The following is a 9,903-nucleotide window of genomic DNA, read 5'->3' as shown; positions in this document are numbered from 1 at the left end:
GAGGAATATGGCAATATTCATTTTTAAGCATACTTGTTTTTGGTTTATTCATTGTAAAAAATATAATTATTTCTGGATATTTATTATATCCACTAACTCAATTTGATATTTTAAACTTTGAATGGAAGCAACCAAAAACTCTTATTGAATTCTATAAAAATGGCACATATTTAGCAGGTATGAATAATGTAGATGTATCTTCTTTTAGCTTTTTAGAAAAAATAGCACATTGGTTAAATATACCAAAGTTACATGGTGTATTTAATAAAACATACATTTTATTAATACTTGTATTTCCTTGGGTTATTTATAAAAGCAAACACAAATACAGCTTATTTACAATCTATATTTTGGCAATCTTACAACTTGTTATATTATGGTTTACATCGCCTCAGTACAGGTTCTTTTTTGTGTTTGTTTCATTTTTAGCTATTCAATTATTTGTTACTATTATAAAAAACAAGAAAGTTGGATTGTATTTAGTGACTCTATCTATTATTCTAAGTGCTATTCCTATTTTTATAACTATAAATTTGAACACGTTTACAAGTAATGACTTTGCGATGGAATTGAATACATTCCGATTGAGAAACATTATTATTCCAGAAAAGAATACTAAAACTGAAACCAAATTTACTAAGCATAATATTGATGGTTTTGAATTTAACTCACCAAGTGAAGACACCTTTTTTTGGGCTACTGGAAATGGCGAATTACCTTGTGTAAATAAGAAACAGATAGACTATATAAGATATTATTATAATTATATTCCGCAAATGCGAACCGATAATTTAAAAGATGGATTTAAATCTTATTTAATTGAAAAATAACTAGTATTAAAAAAGGCTTTCAATAATCTGATCTTCAGTAACACCTTCAGCTTCAGCTTTGTAATTTTTAATAATACGATGCCTTAAAATACTATTAGCTACTGCTTGAACATTCTCAATATCTGGAGAAAACTTACCAAGAATTGCAGCATGTGTTTTAGCCGCTAAAATTAGGTTTTGCGAGGCTCTTGGTCCTGCTCCCCAATCTATGTATGTTTTTACCAAATCGTTTGCAGCCTCGGTATTCGGTCTTGTTTTGCCAACCATAGTTACGGCATATTCAATAACATTATCGGCAACTGGCATACGTCGAATAAGCTGTTGAAAATCTATAATTTGCTGTGCAGAAAACAAAGCATTTACTTCAACTTGCTTGTCGGTAGTCGTTGTTTTTACTACTTGAACTTCCTCCTCAAAAGATGGATACCCCAAGTTAATAGCAAACATAAAACGGTCTAATTGTGCTTCTGGTAACGGATACGTCCCTTCTTGCTCAATAGGGTTTTGTGTGGCTAAAACAAAATACGGTAAACTTAATTTATAATGATGTCCAGCTACTGTCACCGCACGTTCTTGCATCGCTTCTAATAAAGCTGCTTGGGTTTTTGGTGGTGTTCTGTTAATCTCGTCTGCTAAAATTATATTTGCAAAAATGGGGCCTTTTATAAATTTAAAATGTCGGTCTTCATCTAAGATTTCGCTACCAAGAATATCACTTGGCATTAAATCTGGAGTAAATTGAATACGCTTAAAATCGAGACCTAAGGCTTGTGCAATGGTATTTACCATTAATGTTTTTGCTAAACCCGGAACACCAATAAGTAAGGAGTGACCGCCAGAAAAAATAGAAATTAAAATTTGATTTACAACCTCATCTTGACCAACAATAACTTTGGCTATTTCGGTTTTTAAATCTTTATATCGCTTTACAAATTGTTCTACGGCAGCTACATCCGACATATATTTATTGTTTTAACCAGTTACTAGAAAAATCGCAATCTCTATGTTTTCCGCTAACTTTAATATAAGTATCTAATATTTTTTCTTTTTGCCATTTTTCTATAGCAATAACTCTTTTTTCGTTTAATGCTTGCTCTTTTATTTTTAAATAATCGCGCGCATAATCTGCTTCATGCTCATCGATTCTATCTGTAACTGTTAAAATTTTAAATTTAACAGTTCCTCTTCTATCTTCTTCTTTTAATACTAAACTTACTTCATTATCTTTTAAGTTTTGAATCTGAGCATATAATTCAGGATCCATTCTGGTTAACTCAAAATTATAATCTTGTGTTTGCGGATTAATTAATTGTCCGCCATCAAATTTTGTCTCTTTTTCGTCACTCGATTCTCTTGCAGCTTCAGCAAAAGTAATATCGCCAGCAACAATGCTTTGTCTCACTTTTTCTAGTCGTTCTCTAGCTTCTTTAATAGCATCATCTGAAACTTTAGGAATTAATAAAATATGGCTTACATCGTATTGTTGTCCTCTAATTTTTTCAAGTTTAATAATATGAAATCCAAACTCAGTTTCAAAAGGATCTGATATTTCTCCTTCTTGTAATGAAAAAGCAGCATCTCTAAACTCTTTAACCATTCTAGGTTTTTTTCTATCTAAAGTATAGATATAACTAGATTCTTTCATTCCAGGGTCTTGACCATACAAAACCACTTTTGATCTGAAACTAGCTCCATTTTCTACAACATCTGCTTTAAAGCCTTTTAAACGGTCAATTATTTTTTGCTTTTCGTCTTCAGATACTTCTGGTGCTGCTACAATTTGTGCAACCTTAAGCTCTGTACCAAATGTAGGTCTTTCGTCTTCTGGAATTTTATTAAAAAATATTCTAACTTCATCCGGAGTAATATCTACATCTTCAACAATTTTAGCTTGCATTTTTGAAGCTAATTGATTGTTTTTTATAATCTCGAATATTTCATCTCTATAACTTTTTTCGTCTTCTTTTTTATGAATTTCTAAAAGCTTTTCCATTGAGCCACCTGTTTGTTGTAAAAACTGCTGTATGGTATAATCTACTTGTTGACGAATTTCAGCATCTGACACCTGAATACTATCTTGAACAGCATGATGCGAGTACAATTTATTTTCTAAAAGCTTACCAAATAATTCACATGGCTTTATTACATTAATATCTACACCTTGAACTTCTAATTGTTTATATTCTTTATCTAAATCAGATTCTAAAACAATATAATCGCCCACTACGGCTGCAACACCATCTACCTTTTGTGCTTTAAAATTGTTTTTTACAGTATCTGCTTTTTTTACAGTTTCTTTTACTTCATCTTCAATAATCTCTTGCGCAGACATAACATTTACAGCTAGTAAGGTTATGCTTAAAACTAATATATGTTTAATCTGCTTATACTTATTGTTATTAATAAGGTCAGATGTAATGCCTTTAGTAATTGGTAGTATGTATCTAAATTTGTTTCTTGTCATTTCAAATTAATTATAAATTTCAAATTGTTTGTTTTTAATAGCATCTTTTGTAATATCTTTTTCTAATTCTCTAATAAGTTCTAACTTCCTTTTATTAATAACTATTTGTTTAATTGTTGGCTTAACATATTCCAACGGTGCGGTTTCGTTACGCAACAAAACATTATTAATTTGCATCAAATATACTCCTAATGAATCTTTGAGTTGTAAAAAATTAGTTTTTTTTAACAGTTCATTTTTATTTTCTGGATTTACTACTGAAATTTTATCCATTACCTGACTTACTTTTATCCATATAGAGTCGTTTAGCGAAAAACTTTTAAACTGAATAGACATAGAATCTAACTCTTTTTTATCTTCTAAATTAAAGCGTTTAAATTTCTCTTCAATAGCCTTTAAGTTGATTATATTTTCGTCAACATGTATATAACGGAACTTAATAAGCTCTTCATTCAATTTAAAGGCTTCTTTGTTATTTTCATAATACATTTTAGCTTCATCATTAGCTAATGTGGTATCTATGTTTTTTTTTACTAAGGCTTCTATATAGGCTTTAGTATATAAATCGTTTTTATATTGTTCTATTAACTTATTAAATGTTGCTTGTTTTTCTTCACTCAAATTTAGCATAGCACCATCTACAAACAATTGTTGCGTTGCCCAGCGATTTATAAAACTTTGAACCAATAAAACACTATCTTCTTTTGTGGTAGCATCTGTGTTTAAATCTTTAATATCATCATCATACAAATAGGTTTCGTTAACCCTTGCTATTGGAATTCTATCGTCTGCCTTTTTAAAAAAAGAACACGATGTAGTTATAATGACTACTATTAAAAATATGAGGGTTTTAAATTTCAAAGATTAATTTTCAATTTGATTTTTCACTTTATTTAGCACGCTTTGGTTAACAACTACTTTATATTTCTCTTTTAGTTGCTTTACCCAATTCTCTTCTTTATAAGTTTGATAATCGCTTATAATTAAACCTTGAGCTTCTTCAAAAGTTTTTAGTTCTTTTGGTAAAACCGCTTTTACTTTAGCAATTATAAAAGCTTTATTATGTTTGTAGATTTTAGAAATGCCTTTTGCAAATTCAAAATTATCAGGAAGTGCTTGATGATTAGCGTCCATAATACCAGATGTAAAAACCACATGCACTTCACCATTGTTATTTACAAGTTTTTTTATATTTTCTAAATCCATATTTTGTTCCAATAATTGAGCAACCTTTTTTAAGACTCTTTGTTTTGTAGATGATGCAACAATGGCATCAATACGTTTTGGCAACATGTATTTTTCTTTATTGGAATTGTAGTAGTTCTGAGTTTCTAAAGAATCTGATTTAGCTGTATTCCAAATAGTAGTTTCCATTAAATCGAAGAGCAACAAACCATCTCTATACTCATTTACAATATGAGCGAATTCTTCATTTTCCTCTTCTAAATGGTTTTCTTGATATTGTATTAATCGTGTATTTAAAAAGGTATTATACTTTTCTGAAACAATGGTTTCAAATGTAGATTTAGAATTAGTTCCGCGTTGTGTTTTCTCCAAATAAACTCCAAAATCTTTAAATGAGAATTGTTGGTTTCCTATTTTGATTAAAGGTGAATCGCCTTTAAAATCTTCAGGAAGTTTCCAAGTATTTTTATAATAAGCATCATTTAATATGGTAACAAAATATCCTAAAGCTAGCTGCTCATCACTAATATTATATTTAGCTTTAAGTTTAATTGTTAATGCCTTATCAATTAATTTAGAACGCTCGTCGCGTTTTACTTTTGCTTCTAACTCCGATTTTATATCTTGAAACGGTGGTGTTAATTTTTTAGCATGTAATTTAACTATATGCCAGCCGTATTTAGTTCTAAAGGGCTCAGATACATCATCAATATTTTCCATACTAAAAGCAACTTCTTCAAACTCTGGTGAACTTAACTGTCCGCTAGAAAAAGACGATAACAAACCTCCTTTTGATGCCGAATTTTTATCATCAGAAAATTGTTTAGCCAAGGCTTCAAAACCTTCTCCTTGGTTTAGTTTTTTATAAATATCTCGTATTCTAGCTTCTGGCTTTTCACCTAACGTATCGTTTTGTTTAATTGCAACCATAATATGAGATACAGTACGCTCGCCTCTAGATTTTCGCTTATCTAAAACTTTAACAATATGATAACCAAAACGTGTTCTAAAAGGTTGAGATATGTCGCCAACATTAGTATTAAATGCTTCGTTTTCGAATTTATAAACCATTCTAAAACCAGAGAAATAGCCTAACTCTTCGCCAAAAACAGATTTGCCATTGTGTACTTCTTTTCTAACTTTCTCAAAACCTTCAGTTAGAGCTCTATCTCTTAATTTACTAATAGTATTAAACGCCACCAATGTATCTTGCGGATTTGCGTTTTCAGGTATTTTAATTAAAATATGATTTGCTTTTATTTCATAAGATATTCTTTCGTATGCTTCTTCAACAAGCTCATCTGTTACTTTATTATCATAAATGAAATTTTTAGCTAGTTGTTTTTTGTACGTATTTAATTCTCTTAAATATGATGGTTTTTTATCAAGATCTAAAGCTTTTGCTTCTTTTAACTTTAATTTGTAATTGGTAAAAAGCGATAAATATTCATCTACATCTTTTTGAGATTCATCTTGAACCAAATCGAGGTTTTTATTATATACTCTTAAAAATTCTGAAACATAAACTGGCTCATTATCAACTTTAAAAAGCACCTCATCATTATTAGCCTGAGCATTAACATGTAGCACAATAGCTGTTAATAGTAAAGTAATAAAATGTTTTAATTGCATGTAGAAAAAATTATTCAGATGGATACAAAAATAGTAATATAAACCTATAATACAAGTCGCTTTAACAAACGTTTAAAAAGTAAAAATATTACTCCTATTTATATAATATATCTTTACTTTTAACATTCATTTTAATTAAAAATAAATAATGCGCAAACTAAAACTAATTTGGGATTTTCGAGGTCCGGATGCTTTAAAAATTGCTGAACATCATGAGATTCATTTAAAAGACTATGTTAGATTAGAAAAATTAAACCTAAACATTACTGGTTTTGAGCCTATTACAAATATACACGCCATTGCTTTTATGGTTGTTACAGAAGATAATATGAAACCTATTAGAGATACTTTAAAACCACATCGTGGACAAGTTTATATGGAATAAAATATTCATTTACTATTGTAAACAATTAATCTTATCTAACATTAAAAAATATTTAATATAAAAAACAACCCCTGACATAATACGACACAAACCCGTATAAATTTGCATAATAAGTTTAACAATTAAATCAAATTAAAAATGAAAAATGCAATTAGCTGGTTTGAAATTCCAGTAAAAAATTACGAAAGAGCAAAACAATTTTACACAATCGTAATGGACTCCGAAATCACAGATCATCACATGCCAGAACAGAATATGAAATATGGTATGTTTCCTTATGATAACGACAACAATGGTGTTGGCGGAGGCCTTATTGAAGCCGAAGGGCAAAACCCAACTTCTGAGGGTTGCACCCTTTATTTAAATGGCGGTGAAGATTTAAATGTAGCACTTGAAAAGGTAGAAAATGCAGGTGGAAAAGTACTAATGCCAAAAACGGATATTGGCGAAAATGGATTTATGGCTCAGTTTTTAGATACTGAAGGAAACCGTATTGCACTACACTCTTTTATGTAGTCATTTTAATCAAAAAAACGAGATAGTGAATTGCAAAACGGTTCACTATCTTTGTTAATATGTCACAATTACCAAGACTTATATCTATACTTACTCTGTTAAAGTCGAAACGACTCTTAACAGCAACTGAGCTTTCAAAAAAATATGATGTTAGTATTAGAACCATATACAGAGATATTAGAAAATTGGAGGAAGCTGGTGTGCCCATTACCACAATTGAAGGTCGTGGATATAGTTTAATGGATCATTATGCGGTGGCTCCAGTTCAGTTTACCGAAAAGGAAGCCAATGCATTAATTACAGCACAACATATTGCAAATCAATCTAAAGATATTTCTTTTATAACAGATTTTAATGAAGCATTAACCAAAATAAAATCGGTTTTTAAAAGTTCAATTCAGCAAAAAAGCGAGTTGTTAAGTAATAAAATACATGTTTTTAATTGGTCATACGAAGAATTTTCTAGTGATGCATTATCAGAAATTCAACTTGCTATTACTAATTTAAATTTCATAGAAATTAATTACCGTAAAGCTAACGACCCAAATATCTCATTTAGAAAAATAGAACCATATGCTTTTTATTCAACCAATCATAAATGGATATTAATTGCTTGGTGCCATTTACGCAATGAATATCGTGCTTTTAGAATTGATAGAATTCAAAATTTCAAAATTTTACAAGAAACTTTTGATGACAGAAAATTTAATCTACAAGACTATTTTCGAGGTTGTCCCTATAATGAAAATTAAAAAATTTCACCTTTAAATACATGAAAATCACCTCAACAAACATAGCAAAATTAGCTACTATTATTTGGAATGGTAAAGAAGTAACCACTGGCATTTACAAAACACCAACTAAAAAACCCATTTATTTAGGAAAAGAAGCCGTAAAAGGTGATGTAGTTTCAGATAGAAAAGTACATGGTGGTGTTTTTAAAGCTTGCTATTTATTTTCTGAAAATCATTATAAATATTGGAAGGCTTTATACCCAAGTTTAGATTGGAATTATGGCATGCTCGGAGAAAATTTAACCGTAAAAAATTTAGATGAAACCAAAATTTGTATTGGCAATATTTACAAAGTTGGAGGCGCTCTAATACAAATAACACAACCCCGAGAACCTTGTTTTAAATTTGGTGTAAAATTTGGCACACAACTTGTTTTAAAACAATTTATAAATTATGGTTTACCAGGTACCTATGTTCGTGTTTTAGAAGAAGGATTTGTAACTAATGGTGATACTTTTAAACTTATTGAACAAGCAAAAAATAGCTTAACAACTGCGCAACTTTTTAATTTGTTATATGCTAAAGAAAAAGATGAAGCACTCCTCAAATTAGCCATTAAAAATGAAGCTTTACCACTTATAAAAAGGAAAAAGTTAGAAGCTTTTATAAAATAAGTTTGATAATGTTTACTGTATCTTTGCATCAAACTATTTTTACATGTCATTTAAAGACTTACAACTTAACAAACCACTTTTAAGAGCCATTGCCGAAGCCGGTTACGATAATCCTACTTTAGTACAAGAACTTACTATTCCGCTTGTTTTAGATAAAAAAGATGTAATTACTTCTGCGCAAACTGGTACAGGAAAAACAGCGGCTTTTGCATTACCAATTTTACAATTATTGTATGATAAACAAGATGCGCCAAAAAAAGGCAAAAAAATCAGAGCACTTATTATAAGCCCAACTAGAGAGTTAGCTATTCAAATAAATGAAAACTTTAAAGTCTATGGTAAAAACACCAATTTACGGTCAACGGTAATTTACGGTGGCACGTCAATTGAGCCTCAAAAAGACATCTTAAATAAAGGTGTTGATATTCTTATTGCTACACCAGGGCGATTACTCGATTTACATAAACAAGATATTATCAATTTAGATTATATTGAAACCTTAGTTTTAGATGAAGCCGATTTAATGCTAGATATGGGTTTTATTGATGATGTTAAAAAGATTGAGCGTCTGTGTCCTGAGGAAAAACAGATACTTTTGTTTTCGGCAACAATGCCATATAAAGTGGAGCAACTTGCAAATACCATTTTAAAATCTCCAGAGCGTATTGAAGTGTCTCCAACATCGTCGGCTGCTAAAAATGTGAGTCAGGTTTTGTATTATGTGCCAAAACGCAACAAAATTGAATTGTGTTTACATTTATTACGAAACACTATAAAAGGTAATATTCTTATTTTTAGACGTACCAAATTTGGCGTTGACAAATTAGAGCAAACGCTTATTAAAAATGGTTATAAGGTTGAAACTATTCATGGCGATAAAACTCAAAATTTAAGACAAGATGCTTTAAAGAAATTTAAAAATGGCTATGTAAATATTTTAATAGCAACCGATGTCGCAGCACGTGGTATTGATATTAACGAATTGGATGCTGTTGTAAATTTTGATATGCCAAACGTACCAGAAACTTATGTGCATAGAATTGGAAGAACGGGTCGTGCAGGACAAACAGGCATGTCTTATTCGTTGTGTTCGGCAGATGAAAAAAGCTATGCACAAACTATTCAGCAATTAATAAATGTTCAAATTCCTGTAGAAGAAAATCATCCTTATCCTTTAGATCCAAAAGCGAAACCTATTATTCATAAGTCTAAAAAAATAGGAAGTAAGCACAAAAAAGGTCGTAAAAGCGAGGCTTCAAAAAAGAAAAAGAAACGTTGGTATTAATTAAAAAAGAGCCAAGACCACTTCGCAGTTAGATATTACAAAGACAAAAAACCAACTAATTAAAGATTAATTCGACTAAACTTCAAATCGTTTATCAAAATGATTTTTAAGAAATGGAATTTGGATACAAAACATTAATCCGAAAAACACAACTGCATACATTAAGGTTTTAGACATTTTAAAACCCGATAAAGCATT

General features: G+C 30.1%; 10 protein-coding genes. 6 read left to right on the top strand and 4 right to left on the bottom strand.

The window, feature by feature from the left end; all coding sequences use genetic code 11:
- Window positions 1-830, top strand: an 830-nt coding sequence (locus AADI82_RS10925) for a hypothetical protein (RefSeq protein ID WP_341216473.1), incomplete at its 5' end; no start/stop codon positions are given.
- Between the two features lie 6 nt (window positions 831-836).
- Here the strand turns inward: AADI82_RS10925 and AADI82_RS10920 are convergent.
- From AADI82_RS10920 to AADI82_RS10905, 4 genes are read right to left on the bottom strand one after another with little or no spacing between them, the layout of a single operon-like run.
- Entirely contained in the window at window positions 837-1,790 is a 954-nt protein-coding gene (locus AADI82_RS10920) for a MoxR family ATPase (protein ID WP_341216472.1), read from the bottom strand.
- Window positions 1,791-1,794: 4 nt separating this feature from the next.
- The gene (locus AADI82_RS10915) at window positions 1,795-3,294 is read right to left on the bottom strand and encodes a peptidylprolyl isomerase (protein ID WP_341216471.1); all 1,500 of its coding nucleotides are present in this window, start codon (window positions 3,292-3,294) and stop codon (window positions 1,795-1,797) included.
- A gap of 6 nt (window positions 3,295-3,300) precedes the next feature.
- Complete coding sequence (locus AADI82_RS10910) at window positions 3,301-4,155, bottom strand: peptidyl-prolyl cis-trans isomerase (RefSeq protein WP_341216470.1); 855 nt, start codon at window positions 4,153-4,155, stop codon at window positions 3,301-3,303.
- A gap of 3 nt (window positions 4,156-4,158) precedes the next feature.
- The gene (locus tag AADI82_RS10905; RefSeq protein WP_341216469.1) at window positions 4,159-6,111 is read right to left on the bottom strand and encodes a peptidylprolyl isomerase; all 1,953 of its coding nucleotides are present in this window, start codon (window positions 6,109-6,111) and stop codon (window positions 4,159-4,161) included.
- Window positions 6,112-6,259: 148 nt separating this feature from the next.
- Here AADI82_RS10905 and AADI82_RS10900 point away from each other — a divergent pair, with 148 nt between their 5' ends.
- The 5 genes from AADI82_RS10900 (at window position 6,260) to AADI82_RS10880 (ending at window position 9,705) form a co-directional block, all read left to right on the top strand.
- Entirely contained in the window at window positions 6,260-6,496 is a 237-nt protein-coding gene (locus AADI82_RS10900) for a hypothetical protein (protein WP_341216468.1), read from the top strand.
- Window positions 6,497-6,634: 138 nt separating this feature from the next.
- Window positions 6,635-7,012, top strand: coding sequence for a VOC family protein (locus AADI82_RS10895; protein WP_341216467.1), 378 nt, complete (start codon window positions 6,635-6,637; stop codon window positions 7,010-7,012).
- Window positions 7,013-7,071: 59 nt separating this feature from the next.
- The gene (locus tag AADI82_RS10890; RefSeq protein WP_341216466.1) at window positions 7,072-7,764 is read left to right on the top strand and encodes a YafY family protein; all 693 of its coding nucleotides are present in this window, start codon (window positions 7,072-7,074) and stop codon (window positions 7,762-7,764) included.
- Between the two features lie 20 nt (window positions 7,765-7,784).
- A complete protein-coding gene (locus tag AADI82_RS10885) occupies window positions 7,785-8,420 on the top strand; it encodes an MOSC domain-containing protein (RefSeq protein ID WP_341216465.1) in 636 nt (211 codons plus the stop codon).
- A 43-nt stretch (window positions 8,421-8,463) separates the two neighbouring features.
- A complete protein-coding gene (locus AADI82_RS10880; RefSeq protein ID WP_341216464.1) occupies window positions 8,464-9,705 on the top strand; it encodes a DEAD/DEAH box helicase in 1,242 nt (413 codons plus the stop codon).
- The last annotated feature ends 198 nt before the right edge of the window (window positions 9,706-9,903 follow it).

It is taken from the genome of uncultured Wocania sp., assembly GCF_964021735.1.
In the GTDB taxonomy this organism is placed as follows: Bacteria; Bacteroidota; Bacteroidia; order Flavobacteriales; family Flavobacteriaceae; genus Wocania_A.
This window is presented reverse-complemented; position numbering and strand designations above follow the sequence as displayed.